This is a genomic window from Mesorhizobium amorphae, from assembly GCF_014843845.1.
GTDB lineage: Bacteria > Pseudomonadota > Alphaproteobacteria > Rhizobiales > Rhizobiaceae > Mesorhizobium > Mesorhizobium amorphae_A.
In genome coordinates this window covers 128,301-148,996 of record NZ_JHQS01000053.1, presented here as the reverse complement: position 1 = coordinate 148,996, position 20,696 = coordinate 128,301, and the positions used below count along the sequence as shown (strand labels likewise).

General features: G+C 62.3%; 20 protein-coding genes. 16 read left to right on the top strand and 4 right to left on the bottom strand.

Going from position 1 to position 20,696, the window contains the following annotated elements; genetic code table 11:
- Positions 1-141: 141 nt before the first annotated feature.
- Both DH08_RS21300 and DH08_RS21295 read left to right on the top strand, forming a co-directional pair.
- The gene (locus tag DH08_RS21300) at positions 142-1,407 is read left to right on the top strand and encodes an NAD(P)/FAD-dependent oxidoreductase (RefSeq protein ID WP_192181182.1); all 1,266 of its coding nucleotides are present in this window, start codon (positions 142-144) and stop codon (positions 1,405-1,407) included.
- Between the two features lie 139 nt (positions 1,408-1,546).
- Positions 1,547-3,526 carry a bifunctional 2',3'-cyclic-nucleotide 2'-phosphodiesterase/3'-nucleotidase gene (locus DH08_RS21295; protein ID WP_192181181.1) on the top strand — a complete coding sequence of 660 codons (1,980 nt, stop codon included), beginning with the start codon at positions 1,547-1,549 and terminating at the stop codon, positions 3,524-3,526.
- Positions 3,527-3,899: 373 nt separating this feature from the next.
- Here DH08_RS21295 and DH08_RS21290 read toward each other — a convergent pair whose 3' ends face one another.
- From DH08_RS21290 to DH08_RS21280, 3 genes are all read right to left on the bottom strand, one after another.
- A complete protein-coding gene (locus DH08_RS21290) occupies positions 3,900-5,948 on the bottom strand; it encodes a family 16 glycosylhydrolase (protein WP_192181180.1) in 2,049 nt (682 codons plus the stop codon).
- Positions 5,949-6,505: 557 nt separating this feature from the next.
- Complete coding sequence (locus tag DH08_RS21285; protein ID WP_192181179.1) at positions 6,506-6,799, bottom strand: hypothetical protein; 294 nt, start codon at positions 6,797-6,799, stop codon at positions 6,506-6,508.
- A 253-nt stretch (positions 6,800-7,052) separates the two neighbouring features.
- Positions 7,053-8,324 (bottom strand): SAM-dependent methyltransferase, encoded by a 1,272-nt coding sequence (locus tag DH08_RS21280; protein WP_192181178.1) that lies wholly within the window; start codon positions 8,322-8,324, stop codon positions 7,053-7,055.
- 336 nt (positions 8,325-8,660) lie between these two features.
- Between DH08_RS21280 and DH08_RS36955 the strand changes: the two genes are divergently transcribed.
- From DH08_RS36955 to DH08_RS21250, 6 genes are all read left to right on the top strand, one after another.
- Positions 8,661-8,795, top strand: a complete 135-nt coding sequence (locus DH08_RS36955; protein WP_282595053.1) for a hypothetical protein — start codon at positions 8,661-8,663, stop codon at positions 8,793-8,795.
- Positions 8,796-8,898: 103 nt separating this feature from the next.
- Entirely contained in the window at positions 8,899-9,186 is a 288-nt protein-coding gene (locus DH08_RS21270; RefSeq protein ID WP_192181177.1) for a Dabb family protein, read from the top strand.
- A gap of 290 nt (positions 9,187-9,476) precedes the next feature.
- Entirely contained in the window at positions 9,477-10,355 is an 879-nt protein-coding gene (locus DH08_RS21265) for a VOC family protein (protein ID WP_192181176.1), read from the top strand.
- Positions 10,352-11,182: a 3-deoxy-8-phosphooctulonate synthase gene (gene kdsA / locus DH08_RS21260; RefSeq protein WP_192181175.1), complete on the top strand. Its 831-nt coding sequence runs from the start codon at positions 10,352-10,354 to the stop codon at positions 11,180-11,182. The genes DH08_RS21265 and kdsA overlap by 4 nt, the downstream gene beginning before the upstream one ends.
- A gap of 73 nt (positions 11,183-11,255) precedes the next feature.
- Positions 11,256-11,459 carry a dodecin family protein gene (locus DH08_RS21255; RefSeq protein ID WP_019858016.1) on the top strand — a complete coding sequence of 68 codons (204 nt, stop codon included), beginning with the start codon at positions 11,256-11,258 and terminating at the stop codon, positions 11,457-11,459.
- Between the two features lie 87 nt (positions 11,460-11,546).
- A complete protein-coding gene (locus DH08_RS21250) occupies positions 11,547-11,912 on the top strand; it encodes a PRC-barrel domain-containing protein (RefSeq protein ID WP_006205401.1) in 366 nt (121 codons plus the stop codon).
- A gap of 72 nt (positions 11,913-11,984) precedes the next feature.
- Here the strand turns inward: DH08_RS21250 and DH08_RS36950 are convergent, their stop codons facing one another.
- Entirely contained in the window at positions 11,985-12,107 is a 123-nt protein-coding gene (locus DH08_RS36950) for a hypothetical protein (protein ID WP_281034914.1), read from the bottom strand.
- A gap of 199 nt (positions 12,108-12,306) precedes the next feature.
- On the opposite strand from DH08_RS36950, the gene eno reads away from it, so the two are divergent.
- From eno to lpdA, 8 genes are all read left to right on the top strand, one after another.
- Complete coding sequence (gene eno / locus DH08_RS21245; protein WP_192181174.1) at positions 12,307-13,581, top strand: phosphopyruvate hydratase; 1,275 nt, start codon at positions 12,307-12,309, stop codon at positions 13,579-13,581.
- Positions 13,582-13,717: 136 nt separating this feature from the next.
- Positions 13,718-14,041 (top strand): FtsB family cell division protein, encoded by a 324-nt coding sequence (locus tag DH08_RS21240; RefSeq protein WP_192181173.1) that lies wholly within the window; start codon positions 13,718-13,720, stop codon positions 14,039-14,041.
- Positions 14,042-14,236: 195 nt separating this feature from the next.
- On the top strand, positions 14,237-15,268 hold the full coding sequence (gene pdhA, locus DH08_RS21235) for a pyruvate dehydrogenase (acetyl-transferring) E1 component subunit alpha (protein ID WP_192181172.1): 1,032 nt from the start codon (positions 14,237-14,239) through the stop codon (positions 15,266-15,268).
- 15 nt (positions 15,269-15,283) lie between these two features.
- Positions 15,284-16,669, top strand: a complete 1,386-nt coding sequence (locus DH08_RS21230; protein ID WP_192181171.1) for a pyruvate dehydrogenase complex E1 component subunit beta — start codon at positions 15,284-15,286, stop codon at positions 16,667-16,669.
- 18 nt (positions 16,670-16,687) lie between these two features.
- A complete protein-coding gene (locus DH08_RS21225) occupies positions 16,688-18,055 on the top strand; it encodes a pyruvate dehydrogenase complex dihydrolipoamide acetyltransferase (protein WP_192181170.1) in 1,368 nt (455 codons plus the stop codon).
- Positions 18,056-18,069: 14 nt separating this feature from the next.
- Positions 18,070-18,495, top strand: coding sequence for a hypothetical protein (locus DH08_RS21220; RefSeq protein ID WP_192181169.1), 426 nt, complete (start codon positions 18,070-18,072; stop codon positions 18,493-18,495).
- A complete protein-coding gene (locus DH08_RS21215; RefSeq protein WP_120015286.1) occupies positions 18,492-19,130 on the top strand; it encodes an SGNH/GDSL hydrolase family protein in 639 nt (212 codons plus the stop codon). The genes DH08_RS21220 and DH08_RS21215 overlap by 4 nt, the downstream gene beginning before the upstream one ends.
- A 19-nt stretch (positions 19,131-19,149) precedes the next feature.
- Positions 19,150-20,595 carry a dihydrolipoyl dehydrogenase gene (gene lpdA / locus DH08_RS21210; protein WP_192181168.1) on the top strand — a complete coding sequence of 482 codons (1,446 nt, stop codon included), beginning with the start codon at positions 19,150-19,152 and terminating at the stop codon, positions 20,593-20,595.
- Positions 20,596-20,696 lie beyond the last annotated feature (101 nt).

Sequence of the window (20,696 nt, the reverse complement as noted above, 5' to 3'; positions counted from 1 at the left end):
GAGGCTATACCCCGCATGAGCCGGCCGGCATGTGCATTCACGACATCGAGCGGCGGCTCCCGGGCAGGCTAGGCATTGTTGCAGTGCACAAAAATCCCTATATCCAAGCCGGTGAATTTACGCGCCCATGGGGTGAATGAGATGAACGAAGCCAGCCATCATGTCGTCGTTGTCGGCGCGGGGTTCGGCGGCCTCGAATTCACCCGCGCGCTATCAGGTGTGCCGGTGCGCATCACCATGATCGACAAGCGCAACCACCATCTTTTCCAGCCCTTGCTCTATCAGGTGGCGACCACGGCGCTGGCGACTTCGGAGGTTGCCTGGCCGGTCCGCCATCTCTTGCGCAAGCGCAAGGACGTGACGACGCTGCTCGCCAATGTCAGTGGCGTCGACCGCGCTGGCAAGCGCGTGCTGCTCGACGACGGTAGCGCGGTCGCCTACGACACGCTGGTGCTCGCCACCGGCGCCCGCCACGCCTATTTCGGCCATGACGAATGGGAGCCTTTTGCGCCTGGGCTGAAGACGCTCGAGGACGCAACCACCATTCGGCGGCGCATACTTCTGGCCTTCGAGCAGGCCGAGCGGGAAACCGATCCGGAGAAGCGCAAGGCGTTTTTGACGCTGGCGATCGTTGGTGGCGGGCCGACCGGCGTGGAACTGGCCGGTACCATTGCCGAACTCGCGCGCGACACGCTGCGCGGCGAGTTCCGCAACATCGACACGCGCCAGACGCGCGTGGTGCTGATCGAGGCCGGCGACCGCATCCTTGCCAATTTCGCGCCTGAACTTTCCGACTATGCCAGGAAGGCGCTCGAGCGCCTTGGCGTCGAGGTGGAACTCGGCCGCGCGGTGACACGCTGCGATGCCGAGGGCGTGGTCTTCGGCGACACAGTCCTGCCGGCCCGGACAATCCTGTGGGCGGCAGGCGTTGCCGCGTCGCCGGCCGCCGAATGGCTGGGCGCGGCTGCGGACCGGGCGGGCAGGGTGCTCGTCGAGCCCGACCTGACGGTGCCGGGCAGCCCGGAGATCTTCGTCATCGGCGACGCAGCGCATGTGTTGCGGCCGGATGGCAGGCCGGTGCCGGGCGTGGCGCCGGCCGCCAAGCAGGCAGGCTGGCATGTCGCCGCGACCGTCAAGGCACGGCTTGCCGGCAACGCGACGCCGCGGCCGTTCCGCTACAAGCATGACGGCGATCTGGCGACGATCGGCAAGCGTGCCGCGGCGAGCGATTTCGGCTGGATCAAGCTTACCGGCCGGCCCGCCTGGTGGCTGTGGGGCATCGCCCACATCTATTTCCTGATCGGCTTTCGCAACCGGCTTGCGGTTTCGCTTAGCTGGCTATGGATTTACGCGACCGGCCAGCGCAGTGCGCGGCTGATCACCCAGGGCGACGACGACAAGGGCTGAGCTTGTCTGGTGGGAAGGCGTTTCATCCGCCCGTCACCTTTTGCTGATCGACTGGATTCCAGATGGACATGACCGGATTTCGGCGCGAAGCTTTCGCTTCGGGGCAGGGCTTGTCGCATTGTCGAAACAGGAAAAAACAATGTCCCAACTGCTCCACCCTGTCTCCCGCCGCTCACTGCTGGCGGGTGCCGCCGCAACCGGGGCGCTGATCATGCTGCACCCGTTCTCCGCCCGCGCCCAGGCCAACCAGGCGCATCTCAGGATCATGGAGACGACCGACATCCATGTGAACGTGCTGCCCTATGATTACTACGCCGACAAAGCAAACGACACGATGGGCCTGTCACGCACGGCTTCCCTGATCGATGCCGTGCGCAAGGAAGCGGTCAACTCGATGCTGATCGACAATGGCGACCTGCTGCAGGGCAACCCGATGGGCGACTACATCGCCTATGAGAAGGGCATGCAGGACGGCGACCTGCATCCGATCATGAAAGGCATGAACCTGCTCGGCTACGAATGCTCGACGCTCGGCAACCACGAGTTCAACTACGGCCTCTCGTTCCTGGACAAGGTGATGGCCGGCGCCAATTTCCCGTTCGTTTGCGCCAACCTGATCCGCGGCACCCAGCTCGCAGCCAATCCGCGCGACGACAAGCTCTACCTCAAACCGTACGTGATCCTCGACAAGAAGATCAAGGATGGCTCCGGCGCCGAGCAGCCTATCAAGATCGGCATCATCGGCTTCGTGCCGCCGCAGATCATGGTCTGGGACCTGAAAAACCTCGAAGGCAACGTCAAGACGCGCGATATCGTCGACGCGGCCAAGGCCTGGGTGCCTGAAATCAAGGAGCAGGGCGCCGACATCGTGATTGCGCTTTCGCATTCCGGCATCGACGTCAAGCAAGGCGACATGATGGAAAATGCTTCCTTCTTCGTCGCCGGCGTCGAAGGTGTCGACGCCGTGTTCACCGGCCACCAGCATCTCGTCTTCCCCGGCAAGAAGGACTTTCAATCGCTCGAGGCCGTCGACACCGAAAAGGGCACGCTGCAGGGCAAGCCTGCCGTGATGGGCGGGTTCTGGGGTTCGCATATGGGCCTGATCGATCTTTTGCTGGAGCGCGACGGCTCGAAATGGCGGGTCGTTTCGGCGACGTCCGAGGCGCGGCCGATCTACGAGCGGGTCGACAACAAGAACAAGGCGACGGTCAACGACGACAAGCGCATCATTGCGGCGCTGGAGCAGGATCATGAGGCGACGCTGGCCTATGTGCGCCGTCCGGTCGGCAAGACGTCGGCGCCGCTCTATTCCTATTTCGCTTTGGTCGCCGACGATCCGTCGGTGCAGATCGTCAACCAGGCGCAGAGCTGGTATCTCAAGGACATATTGAAGAGCACGCAGTGGAAAGACGTGCCGCTGCTGTCGGCTGCGGCTCCCTTCAAGGCCGGCGGGCGCAGCGGCGCCGACTACTATACCGACGTTCCCGTGGGCGACATCGCCATCAAGAATGTCGCCGATCTCTATCTCTATCCGAACACCGTGCGGGCGGTCGAAATCACCGGCGCGCAAGTCAAGGAATGGCTGGAGATGTCGGCCGGCATCTTCAACCGGATCGAGGCGGGCAAAGCGGACGAGCCGCTGATCAATACCGATTTCCCGTCCTACAATTTCGACGTGATCGACGGCGTCAGCTACAAGATCGACCTGTCGCAGCCGCCGAAATACGATGCCAAGGGTGGTCTGGCGAATGCCGGCTCGAACCGCATCGTCGATCTCATGTTCGACGGCAAGCCAATTGATCCCGCAGCGAAATTCGTCGTTGCGACCAACAACTACCGCGCTGGCGGCGGCGGCAATTTCCCCGACATCAATGCCTCGAAGATCATCTATGAGGCGCCGGACACCAACCGCGACGTGATCGTGCGCTACATCATCAGCGAGGGTACGATAAACCCATCCGCCGACGACAACTGGTCGTTCGCGCCGTTGACTGGAACCAGCGTCGTGTTCGAGACCGGACCCAAGGCGAAGGATTTCATCGCCGAGGTGAAATCCCTGAAGATCGAGCCCGCAGGCGAGGGCGAGGCAGGGTTTGCCAAATACCGGATCGCTTTGTGAAGCCCGGCGGTGCCAACCTGAACATAGCACGCCCACCAATTGCCCGGCTAATTCTGACCGGACTGCTGCGATGTGAACGACCGCTTTGCGCCGCATGTCGGTCATTCCGACCGACTTGACCGCCTACCACAAGCGGACATTGCTGATGCCACGCCGAGGTCGCGGTTGCGCTAACAGCTGACGTGCGAGGCGACATCTGTGAACGCCCTGCCGATGATGCAAGGCGGTCGTTCTCCACCAGGCGAACCGTCTCTTAGTCTAGAGCAGCGCTCGAAAAAGTGGTCACCGGCTTTTCGAACAAAGCGATGCGCAAACAAGAAGCTACAGCGGTGCGCGTGATCTCGTTTTCACGCGCACCGCTGTAGGCGCCGGATCAGATCACGAAAAAATCGTCGGCGAGCAGCGTCGGCCTGTTCGTCAGCGTCGCGAGCTGTGTCACGCCACCTGCTGCAATTCCGTTGGAATCGTAAAACAACTCACCCGTAACCTTGTTATAGACGATGTGGTCGTCGGCGTCGTGGGCGCTGGTTCCAGCGAAGAAGTAGTCTGGGTCGAGGGCTCCGGTGGTGGCTCCAAGCGCCTCCATATACGCATTTTGGAGCCTGATTGAGTCGGCCGAATGGTTGAAATCCGTGATAATGTCGCGGTTGGCCACCGAGAGCGGCGCGCTGAAAATGAAGGAATCGTTACCGGCGCCACCAGTAAGCTGGTCAATACCCAGGCCGCCCGTTAGTGCATCGTTGCCACCCTGCCCAAGCACGGTATCATTGCCTCGGCCGCCGTCCATCTTGTTGTCGCTGTCGTTGCCGTAGAGCACGTTGTCGAGGGAATTTCCCGTGGCTCCGGCGTCGGCATTGCCGGTCAGACGCAGATTTTCTACCTCCCGGCGATCGACCGCCAGTGAGTACGTGACCGAGCTGAAAATCTGGTCGAGGCCCGCTTCGTCGATGACGTTGTCCAGCACATTGTCCACATAATAGGTATCGTTGCCGGCACCGCCATTCAAAAGGTCGGCCCCGCTCCCGCCATCAAGCCGGTCCGCGCCATCATAGCCATATAACCGGTTGTTCCCATTGTTCCCGGTCAGCTCGTTGTCGGAAGAATTGCCTTGGGCGTTGATGTTGGCGACGCCCATGAGAGTCATATTTTCGACATGGCTGGGCAGTGAATAGGTGATCGAGCTGAATACCCGGTCGTTGCCCGCCGCGTCGCCCTCGACCACGCGGTCGAACGCATTGTCAACATAGTAGGTATCGTTGCCTGCGCCGCCCTCCATCTTGTCGATTCCGACTCCGCCGTCGAGCCGATCGGCTCCGGCGCCGCCCCGCAGGGTGTCGTCGCCGGACAAACCGGAGAGCAGGTTCCTGCCGGCGTTGCCGACCAGCGTGTTGTCGAGTTCGTTACCCGTCGCGTCGATGTCGGCAACGCCGGTGAGCGTGAGCTGCTCTATTTTCTGGCCGGACAGCGAATACGTCATCGAGGTGATGACCAGATCGATGCCAGCGCCGGCAGTTTCAATGACTACGTCGAATGCGTTGTCGACGCGGTAGGTATCGTTGCCGAAACCGCCGGACATTTTGTCAGCACCAGCTCTCCCGTCCAGAACGTCATCAAAGCTGCCGCCGTTCAGGATATCCGCCGCATCCGTCCCGGTCAGGTGCTGCTCCATCACGTCCGGCGCGGCATAGGCGCGCACGTAGTCGACGACCATCTTGTACGTGCCGGACGCCTGCTCGACCTCTTTCGGATTCATGGCCAGCGAGACCAGCATATAAAGTGGCGTGCGGAAGGACTCGCTCATTGGAAAGCGGCTCAGCTCCTTGCCGTCATAGTACACGGTGATCCAGTCCGTCGTGATCCTCGCGCCGTAGGTGTGAAACGCCCCGTCAAACATCGAACCGGCGAGGCCCGTATAGTTGCCTTTCGAAGCGTGGCTTTCCTTATTGCTCAAGTGCACCGCCTGGTGATGACCATCGGGATCGCCGCCATACGCTTCAACGATGTCGACCTCGACGCGTGGCACAGTCTGATCGGGCGACAGCATCCAGAAAGCCGGCCAGGCTCCCGCCCCGCCGTGAAAGGCGGCGCGCATCTCGAAGTACCCGTACTCTTGCGCGAAACCCTGGCCGGCGCTGTTGACCGTTTGCATCGTTCCCGACTGCCAGCCGCCGTCCACCTGCTTCATGGTAATGGTCAGCTGCCCGTCAGAGACGGAGAACGGGTTCGTTGCTCCCGCCGGCGACATGAACGTGGCGGCCCCATAGGGGGCATGCACAGGCGCGAACCACTTGCCGGTGCCGTTGTTCGGCACGACATCCATCGTATTGAACTCGTCGGAAAAGGAGAGCTTGAAACTGGAGAGGTTCAGCTCCGATCCTTTGTACTGTCCGGTCCAATCGCCAGGAAGAGCAATCGCAGCCATTGATGGGGTCCTCGTTCTCGCAACATTTTCGCGGTTGACCCCCCACCAAGGCTTAATCGTTTAGTGGACACCCATTCCGCCGCAAATGGGGCCAGTACGTCGTAGGACTCCTCCCAGGATTATTCCCCGGACTTGCAATGTTCGTCCTAAGGCGACCTTCACCGTAGGCTTACGTTTGTCAACATTTGTTTAATTCGATCCACTGTAGGCTGGCGGAGGCGGCCTTCAGTCGGGGTTTCAAGAGGCTCACGAGCGTCTCGCCAATGGGGTGGCGCGACGGTCGGCGCAGATAGCATGGCCGAACGTCCGTTTTCTCAATCCGATTCGGCCCTGCAATCTCGCCTCCGGAATGACCATTAGGGGTCAGGTCACGACGATGCCCCAGCCGGCCTGAATGTCGGCTCTTGAAGATCCACAGTTCAAAACTGCCGGTCAGCTTCCGGATCTAAAGTAGGACGAAGCCGCTTGGCGCTTATCGGGCGGTTTTCGACGCGATGGCGGCGCGCCGTTTAATTAGCCACAATGTCAACTTGCTTGGGCCGCCTGTCAGGCTGCGGCTAGGGCGAGCTGGTCGCGGGAGCGGTGACCGGTCCGGGGAACGCGGGCTGGATGGAATTGCCCAGCGGATCATTGGGAACGGTCAAGGGCGTCATGCCTCTTGGGTGATGGATCGCCGGGATGGACGATGTCGGCGTGTTGTTGATGAGGTCGCTGATTCCAGGTGTCAGGGTTGCCGCGGTGTTCGCACCCAGCGGGTCATTGGTGACTGTGGGGATGGATGATTTCGCCTGAGCTGCGGTTGCCGATATCACGGCAAGCAACAGCCCGGCGGCGGTCTGGGTTCGGTTCAAGGAAGCCTCCTGTTGCCAAGGACGCTCCGCGCTCGTTTTTGACATGATGCAGTGCGAAGCGGCGGACAGAGGGAAACGCCCGGTGTCCGATCGCGGTTTCATCACGTTCGCATGAGCAATCCGTGCTCATGCGACCACCGCCCTCCTAGAGCCGTTCACCGTTTCACGGATACGCAGAACCGCTCTATTGTTTTAACGCAATTCCGGACGGAAAACCGCTACGCACTTTTCCTGGAATTGCTCTAGCTACGCATCAGGCCTTGTAGACCACCTGGCGGACGTCGATGTAGCTGGCGCGGAAGCCGGCTTCGCAATAGTGCAGATAGAACTCCCAGAGCTTCTTGAAGCGGTCGTCGAAGCCGAGCGGGACGATCTTTTCCCAGGATCCCCAGAAACGCTGGCGCCATTCGGCGAGCGTGCGGGCGTAGTCGTCCGGGAAGACGCGCTCGCGCAGATGGGCGAGGCCATGGTCTCTCCCCAGCGATTTCAGGATCGACGGTGTCGGCAGCATGCCGCCCGGAAACACATAGCGCTGGATGAAGTCCGGGCGGGCGCGATAGGTGTCGTAGGCATCCTCGTTGATGGTGATGATCTGCAGGCCCGCCGTACCGCCGGGTCTCAGGCAGGCCTTCATCTTGGCGAAGAACACCGGCCAGTATTTTTCGCCGACCGCCTCGAACATCTCGATCGAGGCAATGCGGTCATAGGTGCCGGTCTCGTCGCGGTAGTCCTGCAGCTTGATGTCGACCTTGTCGGCCAGCCCGGCCTTGTGGATGCGCTCGCTGGCGAAATCGTGCTGCTCGCGGCTGATGGTCAGGCCGGTGACCCGGCAGCCGATCTCGCGCGCGGCGAACTCGGCAAAGCCGCCCCAGCCGCAGCCGATCTCTAGCACATGGTCCTTTTTGCCGATGCCGGTGTCCTTGGCCAGCGCGCGGTATTTGGCGGCTTGCGCGCTTTCCAAATCGTTGGCGCCGGTGGCGTAGAGCGCCGACGAATAGGTCATGCTCGGGTCCAGCCATTGCTTGTAAAAGGCATTGCCGAGATCGTAATGCGCCGAAATGTTGCGCTTCGAGCCGGTGCGGGTGTTGTCGTTGAACCAGTGACGGATGCGCTGGACGGTGTTGATCAGCCAGCTGGCGCCGCCGGCGACACGCTCGCCGATGGCCGAGTTGACCACGAAAAGTTCCAGGAAACTGGTGACGTCAGGGCTTTCCCAATCGCCGTCCATGTAGGATTCGGCGACGCCGATCGTGCCGCCGGAAAAGGCGCGGCCGGGCAGGCGCCAGTTCTTCAGCACCAGTTCGGCGTCGGGGCCGGGCGCCTTGCCGCCGACGAGCACAGCGCGGCCGTCCGGCATCCTGACCTTGAGCGAGCCGCGCGGCAGGTTCATGGCGGCCGACAGGACCATGCGTGCCTTGGCCGGCAGCCCCTTGACGATCTCGGCGAAGTTGAGCTCGTCGAGCCTTACCGCGTCGCCGGGAGCCATGCCGCCCAGGCCACCGCTCTTGTGTTCGCTGCAGGTCATGTCACGCCCCTGAACTTCCGCAGAGCCGGCGCAATATGCCGGCTCCCACCCTCTCGCGGTTCCTTCGCCAGGCTTCGAACTCCGCTCCCCGATCTCGGCAGCTGGCCGATTCGGCAGCGGGCGGGCTCGAATGAAAACGCGCCCCTCAAGGGTTTTCGCGCTTCCCTGTGAATTCCCACGACAATCTTCCACGTCATCGGCGGGAACTTCAAGAGGCAAGCGGCAAGCACCGCAGTGCCAGGCAACCGAATCCGGCGTTGCGAAAATCCGCTGGAGAGTGTCCGTGGCGATCGGAATCGCTATGGTTGCGCCTACCCATATGCGTTAGTTTTAGCCATGCGCTATGTAATCGTGATCGTCGCCTTCACCTTCTTCCTGATCTGGGACGGCCTCTACAATCAAGGCCGCTACCTCGACTACACGGTCAGGGAGATGTCGCGCATCGTGCGCTACGTCACCGGCGCGGCCTAACTTCGATATCGGCATCCCAAAGGACCTGGCGCGACATCGTTGCCGGTTGACGCGACGGCTGCGCTCGCACAAAACACCCGCGCATACCGATCAGGAGGTTTTGTTGATCCGGCATATCGTTTTCTTCAGCGCCCGGCGCAAAGAGGATGTGGAAGCCGTGCGCGACGGATTGATGGCGCTGGGCAAGATCCCGTATTCCAGCCTCTTCGAAGTGACCCTCAACACCAAGGTCGATCCGCTGTCGGATGCGATCGACGTGGTCGTTTATGCCGAATTCGAAGATGACGCCGCACTCGCCGCCTACAAGGCGCATCCGCTCTACGCCGAGACGACCAGCCGGGTCAAACCATTGCGCGAATTGCGTTATTCGGCCGATGTCGTGGCTGCCTGAGCGAATTTCGGCTGCAGGCAATGCCCTCGAATGCAAGGGATGAACGGTTTCATTCCGTCTGGACGGCGGAAGTCTCGGCCGGGTCGACGCCCGGCCGCGTGCTCAGCACCAGCGCGGCGACAACCACGATCGCCGCAATCGCCATTGCCACGAGGACGATTCTCTTCATGGTTGTGAGCTAGGGTTGCTTGCCGGTGACTGCAAGTGCGATCAGGAACGGCAACCGATGCCGAGGCGGCACAAGGTGAGGCTCTTGAACCTGCCTTGGGAATGATGCACACCGCACCCGCATGACCAAAACGCCCGCGGCTCACCCGCTCGATCACCTTGTGCTGCCGACCGCAAGCCTCGATGTCGCGCGGGCGCGGCTTGCCTCGCTCGGCTTTGTCGTGGCGCCGACCGGCATCCATCCGTTCGGCACGGAAAATTGCTGCGTCTTCTTCGCCGACGGCACCTATCTGGAGCCGCTCGCGGTCGGCAATGGACAGACAGCGGCGAGCGCGATCGCCGAGGGCAATGTGTTCGTCGCACGCGACCGTCTCTATCGCGACAGCCTTGGCAATGAAGGGTTCAGCGCCTTGGTCTTCGGAACGACAGACGCCGATGCGGACCACGCACGCTACGTCGAAGCCGGCCTGTCGGCGGGAGACGAGCTGAGCTTTTCGCGGGCCTTCACCGATGTGAACGGCAAGAGCGATATGGCCTCCTTCAAACTGGCCTTCGCTGCAGGCGACGCGGCTACGGACGCGTTCCTGTTCGCTTGCGAGCGGATCAATGCGCCGAAAATCGACCGCACGGCGCTGCAGGGCCATGGCAATGGCGTCACCGGTATTGTCGAGATCGTGGCAGTCAGCGATCTGCCCGCCGGGCAACGCGGGTTGATCTCGATCGCCACCGGCTCGGCGAACAAGGATGACGACGTGTTCGAGTTGCCGAATGCAACTCTGACCATTCTGCATCCTGCCGCCTTTGCCACCCGCTTCGGCATTCCGGCCGGCGCGCCATCGCAACTTCGGTTTGCGGCGATCGTCTTTTCGGTCGGCAGTGCCGACGCCGCAGCAAGGCTGCTTGCAGCCGGATCTGTCGAACACAACATACGCGGCAATGACATTGTCGTGCCGCCGGCGCCCGGGCAGGGCGCGGCCTTTATCTTTCGGGAGACCCCATGAGCAAGCCCAATTCGTCGGTAACCGTCGGCAAGGTCGTGTTCGCCAACACAGCACCGCTGTCGCTGATCGCCGGACCATGCCAGCTTGAATCGCGCCAGCATGCTTTTGACATGGCAGGCGCCCTCAAGGAACTGACGCAAAAGCTCGGCATCGGGCTCGTCTACAAGACCAGCTACGACAAGGCCAACCGCACGTCGCTCGGCGGCACGCGCGGCGCCGGGCTCGAGGCTGCGCTGCCGGTGTTCGACGATCTGTGCAAGGAATTCTCGCTGCCAATTCTGACCGACATCCACACCGAGGAGCAGTGCGCGCTAGTCGCGCCGCATGTCGACATCCTGCAGATACCGGCCTTCCTGTCGCGGCAGACCGATCTGCTGATCGCCGCCGCCAAGACCGGTAAGGTGGTCAATGTGAAGAAGGGCCAGTTCCTGGCGCCATGGGACATGAAGAACGTCGTCGCCAAGGTGACGGGATCCGGCAACGCCAATGTGCTGGTCACCGAGCGCGGCGCCTCGTTCGGCTACAACACGCTGGTGTCCGACATGCGCGCTCTGCCGATCATGGCCGAGATCGGCGCGCCGGTGATTTTCGACGCGACGCATTCGGTGCAGCAGCCGGGCGGGCAGGGCGGCTCTACCGGTGGCGACCGCCGCTTCGTCGAGACTCTGGCGCGCGCGGCGGTCGCGGTCGGTGTTGCCGGTGTGTTCATCGAGACGCATCAGGATCCCGACAATGCTCCGTCGGACGGCCCCAACATGGTGCCGCTAAAGGATCTGCCGGCGCTGCTCGAAAGGTTGATGGCGTTCGACCGAGTCGCCAAGGGCTAGCACCCGCGCTTGTCGTCTGCCGGGGTCAGTTGTAGGCTTGCCCTGCAACTGAGCGTCTTGGCAGGAGGAAGCCATGTCCGTCGCCCGCGTCACCGAGATCACATCATCGTCCAAAAAGAGCTTTCAGGACGCCATCGAAAAGGGAATTGCACGCGCCGCAAAGACCCTCAAGAACGTCGAGGGCGCCTGGATCCAAGACCAGAAGATCGTCGTCGAGGACGGCAAGATCGCCGCGTACCGAGTCAATATGAAGGTCACGTTCATTCTCGCCGAATAGCTTTCCACCGCCGAAGAAAAGTCTGGAACCTTCGTCAGCGCCCCTCATTGTCAATGCATAGTGGCAGAGACAAAGAGGAGCACCATCATGACAACCCAGACGGGACACACCGAAGCCATTGCCGCTTCGCGGGTGATCGGCACGTCGGTCTACAACACCGAAGGCACGCACATCGGCAGCATCGAGGACGTCATGCTCGACAAGACCTCGAACGGCATCATGTTCGCGGTCATCGGCTTTGGCGGATTTCTCGGCATCGGCGAGAAATACCATGCCATTCCGTGGGCGAGCCTCGACTATGACGAGGACAAGGGCGGCTATGTCGTGCCGTTCTCCAAGGAACAGCTGAAATCCGCTCCGGCCTATTCCATCAACGAATTGACGGGCGCTGACGGCGAGATGGCGCGCGATGCGTCATATGACTACTACAAGGTTGAGCCCTATTGGCACTGACCGGTTGGGCAACCCAGCCGCAAAAGAAAAGGGCCCCCGAATGACCGGGGGCCCTTTGTCTGCGAAGAAAACCTACTCCGCCGCGTTGAGGGTCGACAATTGTACCGCGCCCTGCGGTGGCTTCTGACTGTCGCACGATGTCAGGAACGCCGCCGCGATCAGGAACAAACTCACGATACCGCTCAACTGGGACATGGCGAAACTCCTCCTGTTTCGCCCCGCGCGGGAGAATCATAGACCAGAAACCAGTTTGCCGCGCATGACTTATGATGACAGAAATTTGCGCTTCGTGAATCGACGCGGCGGCACTATTTGCAAGCCGCCCGATTGCCTTTTGCAGCACTTTGGCTAAGAGGGGCGCGACGCTTCAATCGATCAATCGGGGACATCGCAAATGACCGCCATCATCGACATTGTCGGGCGTGAAATCCTGGACAGCCGTGGAAATCCGACCGTCGAGGTCGACGTGGTGCTGGAAGACGGCTCCATGGGCCGCGCCGCGGTGCCGTCGGGCGCCTCGACCGGCGCTCATGAAGCCGTTGAGTTGCGCGACGGCGGGCCCCGCTATCTTGGCAAGGGCGTGCTCAAGGCGGTCGAGGCCGTCAATGGCGAACTGTTCGAGGCGATCGGCGGCATGGAAGCCGAAAACCAGATCCATATCGACCAGACCATGATCGAGCTTGACGGCACGCCCAACAAGAGCCGGCTCGGCGCCAACGCCATCCTCGGCGTGTCGCTGGCGGTCGCCAAGGCTGCCGCCGAAGCGGCCGGCCTGCCGCTCTACCGTTATGTCGGCGGCGCCAAGGCGCATGTGCTGCCGGTGCCGATGATGAACATCATCAATGGCGGCGCCCATGCCGACAACCCGATCGACTTCCAGGAATTCATGATCCTGCCGATCGGCGCGCCGACGCTGCGCGATGGCGTGCGCTGGGGCTCGGAGATTTTCCACACGCTGCGCAAGAAGCTGAAGGATGCCGGCCACAACACCAATGTCGGCGACGAGGGCGGCTTCGCTCCGAACCTGAAGAGCGCGCCGTCGGCGCTCGATTTCATCATGGAATCGATCGAGCAGGCCGGCTTCAAGCCGGGCGAGGAGGTGGCGCTCGGCCTCGATTGCGCGGCGACCGAGTTCTTCAAGGACGGCAACTACGTCTATGAAGGCGAGAAGAAGACCCGCGATCCGAAGGCACAGGCCAAGTACCTGGCCAAGCTCGCGGCCGACTATCCGATCATCTCGATCGAGGACGGCCTGGCCGAGGACGACTGGGAAGGCTGGAAGATCCTGACCGACCTGATCGGCAAGAAGACCCAGCTGGTCGGCGACGATCTGTTCGTCACCAACACGGCGCGGCTGCGCGACGGCATCCGCATGGGTGTCGCCAATTCGATCCTGGTCAAGGTCAATCAGATCGGCTCGCTGACCGAGACGCTCGATGCGGTCGAGACCGCGCACAAGGCCGCCTACACCGCCGTCATGTCGCACCGCTCGGGCGAAACCGAGGATTCGACCATCGCTGACCTCGCGGTCGCCACCAATTGCGGGCAGATCAAGACCGGCTCGCTGTCGCGCTCCGACCGCATGGCCAAGTACAACCAGCTGATCCGCATCGAGGAAGAACTCGGCAAGCAGGCGCGCTATGCCGGCAAGTCGATCGTGAAAAGCTGATCTCCGGACCATGTCCAGTAGCGAAAAGGGCGGGAACATTCCCGCCCTTTTATTTTTCGCCGCTGCCGAATCCGGCCGTCCGTAACCGTCCATTAAGCACAATCGGCGAGAAAGAAGCTTTGAGAGGACGAGCGCCATGTGGACACGCCAGCACAAGCAGAGAAACACCGGCCGGCTGATCATCCCCTCGCTCTGCGTGCTGTTCCTGGCCTATTTCGGCTTCCACGCCTACCATGGCGAATTCGGCATCTACTCCAAGTACCAGCTCGCGGCCCAGGCGGTCGATCTGCAGGGCAAGCTCGATGCCATCAAGGCGCGGCGGGTCGATCTCGAGCGCCGTGTCCAGCTGATGCATGAAGGTACGCTGGAGAAGGACATGCTTGACGAGCAGGCGCGCAAGGCGCTCAATGTCTCCCATGCCGACGAAATCACCATCATGCTGCCGGCTTCAGAGAAATAACTGAATTTCAGTTAATCGTTGATATTTGCAATGATTTTAATCGCTTAGACGCATGACAGCCATGCATTTTTCTGCATGGCGAAACGCTTTCCCGCGTGTTAGCCTTGCTCAAATCGGTGGGGAGAACTGATCTCCCTCAGAGCAGATTTCATCTTGCTCTAATGTCCGCAAAGAGACGCCAACAGGGAGTGATGCATGGCCACCGCCGCCAGAAAAGCGCCTGCCAAATCCGTCAAATCATCGGGACTTTCAGCCCCCAAGCCAGCCGACTTCACCAAGGACGAGGAGCTTGCCGCCTACCGGCACATGCTGCTCATCCGACGCTTCGAGGAAAAGGCCGGCCAGCTCTATGGCATGGGCTTCATCGGCGGCTTCTGCCACCTCTATATCGGTCAGGAGGCCGTCGTCACCGGCATGAAGATGGCGCTGATCGACGGCGACCAGATGATCACCGCCTATCGCGACCACGGCCACATGCTGGCGATGGAGCTGTCGCCGCGCGGCGTCATGGCCGAATTGACCGGGCGCCGCGGCGGCCTGTCGAAGGGCAAGGGCGGCTCCATGCACATGTTCTCCAAGGAGAAGCATTTCTACGGCGGCCACGGCATCGTCGGCGCGCAGGTGTCACTCGGCACCGGGCTCGCCTTCGCCAACCGCTATCGCGAAAACAAGAATGTTTCGCTGACCTATTTCGGCGACGGCGCGGCCAACCAGGGCCAGGTCTATGAAAGCTTCAACATGGCCTCGCTGTGGAAGCTGCCGGTGATCTTCATCATCGAGAACAACCGCTACGCCATGGGCACCTCGGTGTCGCGCTCGTCGGCCGAGACCGATTTCTCGCATCGCGGTGCCTCGTTCAAGATTCCCGGTATCCAGGTCGACGGCATGGATGTGCGCGCGGTCAAGGCTGCAGCCGACCTTGCCACCGAATGGTGCCGTTCCGGCAACGGTCCGCTGATCCTCGAAATGCAGACCTACCGCTACCGCGGCCATTCGATGTCCGACCCGGCGAAGTATCGTTCCAAGGAAGAAGTGCAGAAGATGCGCTCCGAGCATGACCCGATCGAGCAGGTCAAGGCGCGGTTGATCGATAAGAAATGGGCAAGCGAGGACGAGCTCAAGACCATCGACAAGGAAGTCCGCGACATCGTCGCCGACGCCGCCGATTTTGCCCAGAACGACGCAGAGCCGGATCCGTCCGAGCTCTGGACCGACATCGTATTGTAAGGGGAGGGCAAGGACATGCCGATCGAAATTCTCATGCCCGCTCTCTCGCCGACCATGGAAGAGGGCAATCTTTCCAAGTGGTTGAAGAACGAAGGCGACAAGGTTGTCGCCGGCGACGTCATCGCCGAGATCGAGACCGACAAGGCGACGATGGAAGTCGAGGCCGTCGATGAAGGCACGATTGCCAAGATCGTGGTTCCTGCCGGCACCGAAGGCGTCAAGGTCAACGCGGTGATCGCCGTGCTTGCGGTTGACGGCGAAGACGTCGACAAGGCCGGCGAAGGCATCGGCGAAGAGCCTGCCAAGGCTGAAGTCGCGGCGCCAGCGCCGGCTGCGGCCAAGAGCGAGGCCGCTGCACCTGTCGCCGCGGCGCCGAAGGCCGAAGTCGCCGCCGATCCGGACATTCCGGCCGGCACCGAGATGGTCTCGACCACGGTGCGCGAGGCGCTGCGCGATGCCATGGCCGAGGAAATGCGCCGCGACGGCGACGTCTTCGTCATGGGCGAGGAGGTTGCCGAATACCAGGGCGCCTACAAGATCACGCAAGGCCTGCTGCAGGAATTCGGACCTCGGCGCGTCGTCGACACGCCGATCACCGAGCATGGCTTTGCCGGCGTCGGCGTCGGTGCTGCGATGGCCGGGCTGAAGCCGATCGTCGAGTTCATGACCTTCAACTTCGCCATGCAGGCGATCGACCAGATCATCAATTCCGCCGCCAAGACGCTCTATATGTCCGGCGGCCAGATGGGCGCGCCGATCGTCTTCCGCGGACCGAACGGTGCGGCTGCCCGCGTCGCCGCCCAGCACTCGCAGTGCTATGCCGCCTGGTACAGCCATGTTCCCGGGCTCAAGGTGGTGATGCCGTACACGGCCGCCGACGCCAAGGGCCTGCTCAAGGCCGCGATCCGCGATCCGAACCCGGTCATCTTCCTCGAAAACGAAATCCTCTACGGCCAGTCCTTCGACGTGCCGAAGCTTGACGATTTCGTGCTGCCGATCGGCAAGGCTCGTGTCCACAAGCAGGGCAAGGACGTCACCATCGTCTCCTTCGGCATCGGCATGACCTATGCGATCAAGGCGGAGGCCGAGTTGCGCGGCATGGGCATCGACGCCGAGATCATCGATCTGAGGTCGATCCGGCCGCTCGATTTCGACACCATCATCGCCTCGGTGAAGAAGACCAACCGCCTGATCGTGGTGGAGGAAGGTTTCCCGCAGAGCTCGGTCGGCGACCATATCGCCAACCAGGTGTCACAGCGCGCCTTCGACTTCCTCGACGCGCCGGTCATCACCGTCGCCGGCAAGGACGTGCCGATGCCTTATGCGGCCAACCTCGAAAAGCTGGCATTGCCGAATATCGGCGAGGTCGTAGAGGCGGTCAAAGCCGTCACGTATCGCTGAGCCGGGCGGGAGGAAAAAATGCCAATCAACATCACCATGCCGGCGCTCTCGCCCACAATGGAAGAGGGCAATCTTTCCAAGTGGTTGGTCAAGGAAGGCGACAAGGTTTCGCCGGGCGACGTGATCGCCGAGATCGAGACCGACAAGGCGACTATGGAGGTCGAGGCCGTCGATGAAGGCACGGTTGCCAAGCTGGTCGTTCCAGCCGGCACCGAGGGCGTCAAGGTCAACGCGCTGATCGCCATTCTTGCCGGCGAAGGCGAGAATGCAGGGGCTGCGGCGAAGGGTGGTGGCGATGCCGTTCCCAAGGCTGAAGCTCCGAAAGCCGAAGCGCCAAAGGCCGAGGCGCCGAAGCCTGAAGCCGCTGCCGCGGCGCCTGCGCCGGCCAAGGCGGAAGCCGCTCCGGTTGCCAATGGTCACGCCGGGGGCGAACGCACCTTCGCTTCGCCGCTTGCCCGCCGCATCGCCAAGGACGCCGGCGTCGATGTCTCGGCGGTGACGGGCACCGGCCCGCATGGCCGCGTTGTCAAGGCCGATGTCGAGGCGGCGATTGCCGGCGGCGGCGCCAAGGCAGCCCCGGCTGCGAAGGCGGCGCCCGCCGGCGCACCGGCACCCGCGGCTGCAGCACCCAAGGCGATGTCGGACGATCAGGTGCTAAAACTGTTCGCTGAAGGCTCCTACGAACTCGTCCCGCACGACAATATGCGCAAGACCATCGCGCGGCGGCTGGTCGAGGCCAAGAGCACCATCCCGCATTTCTATCTGACGCTCGACTGCGAACTCGATGCGCTGCTGGCGCTGCGCACGCAGCTCAATGCTGCGGCACCGGTGAAGAAGACCGAGAAGGGCGAGGCGCCTGCCTACAAGCTCTCGGTCAACGACATGGTGATCAAGGCGATGGCCATGGCGCTGAAGGCGGTGCCGGATGCCAATGCGTCGTGGACCGACAGCGCCATGGTCAAGCACAAGCACGCCGACGTTGGCGTTGCCGTGTCGATCCCCGGCGGCCTGATCACGCCGATCATCCGGCATGCCGACGAAAAGACGCTGTCCACCATCTCCAACGAGATGAAGGATCTGGCGAGCCGGGCGCGCAGCCGCAAGCTGAAGCCGGAAGAGTATCAGGGCGGCACGACGGCGGTGTCCAATCTCGGCATGTTCGGTGTCAAGGACTTTGCCGCCGTCATCAACCCGCCGCATGCGACGATCCTGGCGGTCGGCGCCGGCGAGGAGCGGGCGGTGGTCAAGAATGGCGAGATCAAGATCGCCACCGTCATGTCGGTGACGCTGTCGACCGACCACCGCGCCGTCGATGGCGCGCTGGGTGCCGAACTGCTCGGCGCCTTCAGGCGCATGATCGAAAACCCGATGGGCATGCTGGTCTAGGAAAGGAAAAGGCGGTGCGGAAATTCTTCACCAGCCTTTTCGCCTTCATCCTTTCCGGTCTGGCTGGCGGGCTGGTGGTGCAGGAACTGGCCGTCCTCACCGGCGCGACGGAAGAGTACATACTGGTCTTCGCGGCGACGGCCCTGATCGTCATCGTCGTGACGGTCATCTTCTTTCTGGTCCAGTTCCGCGCCGAGCCGGTTCGAGCGGTCGACCGGATGTTGTGCTGGCTGCTTGCGGTTTTCGCATTGACTCTGCTGGCGCTCGCCGGCTGGACGTTTTCCGTGCCGGCCGAGAACCGTGCGACCGCAAGCGATCTTTCCATCGTTGCCGGGCTGATCCTGCCCGGCGTCGTGGCGATCATCGTGCAATGGCTGTTCGTGCGCTGGCGCCTCAAAGGCTCGGCGGCAGGGTTCGGCAGGGGTGGGACAAGCGCATGAAGACAATTCTCTGCTTTGGCGATTCGCTAACCTGGGGCTATGACGCCGCCAGCCTCGGCCGCCATGCGCTGGAAGACCGCTGGCCGAGCGTGCTGCGCGCGACTTTGGGCGGCAACATCGAGGTCATCGCTGACGGCCTGAACGGCCGCACCACGGCCTTCGACGACCACCTGGCCGGCGCCGATCGCAACGGTGCCAGGCTTTTGCCGACGGTGCTGATGACGCATGCGCCGCTCGATCTGATCATCATCATGCTCGGCGCCAACGACATGAAGCCGTGGATCCACGGCAATCCGGTCGCCGCCAAGCAAGGCATGCAGCGGCTGATCGATATCGTGCGCGGCCACGACTACCCGTTCGACTGGCCGGCGCCGCAGATCCTGCTCGTCGCGCCGCCCGCGGTCAGCCGCACCGACAATGCCGAATTCAAGGAAATGTTTGCCGGCGGCGATGAAGCGTCAAAACGGCTGGCGCCGCAATATTCCGCACTTGCCGACGAGGCCGGCTGCGGCTTCTTCGATGCCGGCACGGTGGCAACGACCACGCCGCTCGACGGCGTCCATCTCGATGCCGAAAACACGCGAAACATCGGCAAGGCGCTGGCACCGCTAGTGCGCGTGATGCTGGAACTCTAGAAAATCAGGGAGAAAACCCGTGGCTGAATCCTACGACGTCATCATCATCGGCTCCGGCCCCGGCGGCTATGTCACGGCGGTGCGGTCCGCGCAGCTCGGCTTCAAGACGGCGATCGTCGAACGCGAGCATCTCGGCGGCATCTGCCTCAACTGGGGCTGCATCCCGACCAAGGCGCTGCTGCGCTCGGCCGAGATCATGCACTATTCGGATCATCTGAAGGATTACGGCCTGAAGCTCGACGGCAAGGTCAGCGCCGACACTGCCGCCGTCGTCGACCGTTCGCGCAAGGTGTCGCTGCGCCTTAACGGCGGCGTCGCCTTCCTGATGAAGAAGAACAAGGTCGACGTCATCTGGGGCGAGGCGAAGCTGTCGAAGCCGGGTGAGATCATCGTCTCCAAGACGGCCAAGAAGCCGATGGAGCCGCAGCCGCCGGCGCCGAAGGGCGTCAAGGGCGAGGGCACCTACACCGCCAAGCACATCATCCTGGCGACCGGCGCCAGGCCGCGCGCGCTGCCCGGCATCGAGCCGGACGGCAAGCTGATCTGGACCTATTTCGAGGCGATGGTGCCGAAGGAGATGCCGAAGTCGCTGCTGGTGATGGGCTCCGGCGCCATCGGCATCGAATTCGCTTCCTTCTACCGCACCATGGGCGCCGAGGTGACCGTGGTCGAGCTGTTGCCGGCGGTGATGCCGGTCGAGGATGCCGAGGTCTCCAAATTCGCGCAGAAGCAATTCGAGAAGCAAGGGATGAAGATCATCCTCGAGGCCAAGGTGACCAAGGTCGAGAAATCAGCCAATTCGGTCACCGCGCATGTCGAGATGAAGGACGGCAAGGTCGAGAAGATCACCGCCGACCGCATGATCTCGGCCGTCGGCGTGCAAGGCAATATCGAGAACCTCGGTCTCGAAACGCTCGGGGTGAAGACGGACCGCGGCTGCGTCGTCGTCGACGGTTATGGCAAGACCAACGTGCCTGGCATCTACGCCATCGGCGATGTCGCCGGACCGCCGATGCTTGCCCACAAGGCGGAGCATGAAGGCGTGGTTTGCATCGAGAAGATCGCCAATTTCCCCGGCGTGCATGCCACCGACAAGCTGAAGATCCCGGGCTGCACCTATTGCAACCCGCAGGTCGCTTCGGTCGGCCTGACCGAAGCCCAGGCCAAGGCCGAAGGCAAGGACATCCGCGTCGGCCGCTTCCAGTTCGGCGCCAACGGCAAGGCGATCGCGCTCGGCGAGGACCAGGGTTTCATCAAGACCATCTTCGACAAGAGGACCGGCCAGCTGCTCGGCGCGCATATGGTCGGCGCCGAAGTCACCGAACTGATCCAGGGTTTTGTCGTGGCGATGAACCTCGAGACCACCGAGGAAGAACTGATGCACACCATCTTCCCGCATCCGACGCTGTCGGAGATGATGAAGGAGAGCGTGCTCGACGCCTATGGCCGGGCGCTCAACGCATGATAAATTGGCCGTGCGGGACTCACGCGCAATGCTCGGAGGAACGCGACGGCAAGGCAGTTCGTTTGCGGATGCATTTTCACCCATCATACGAGGAGTGGGCA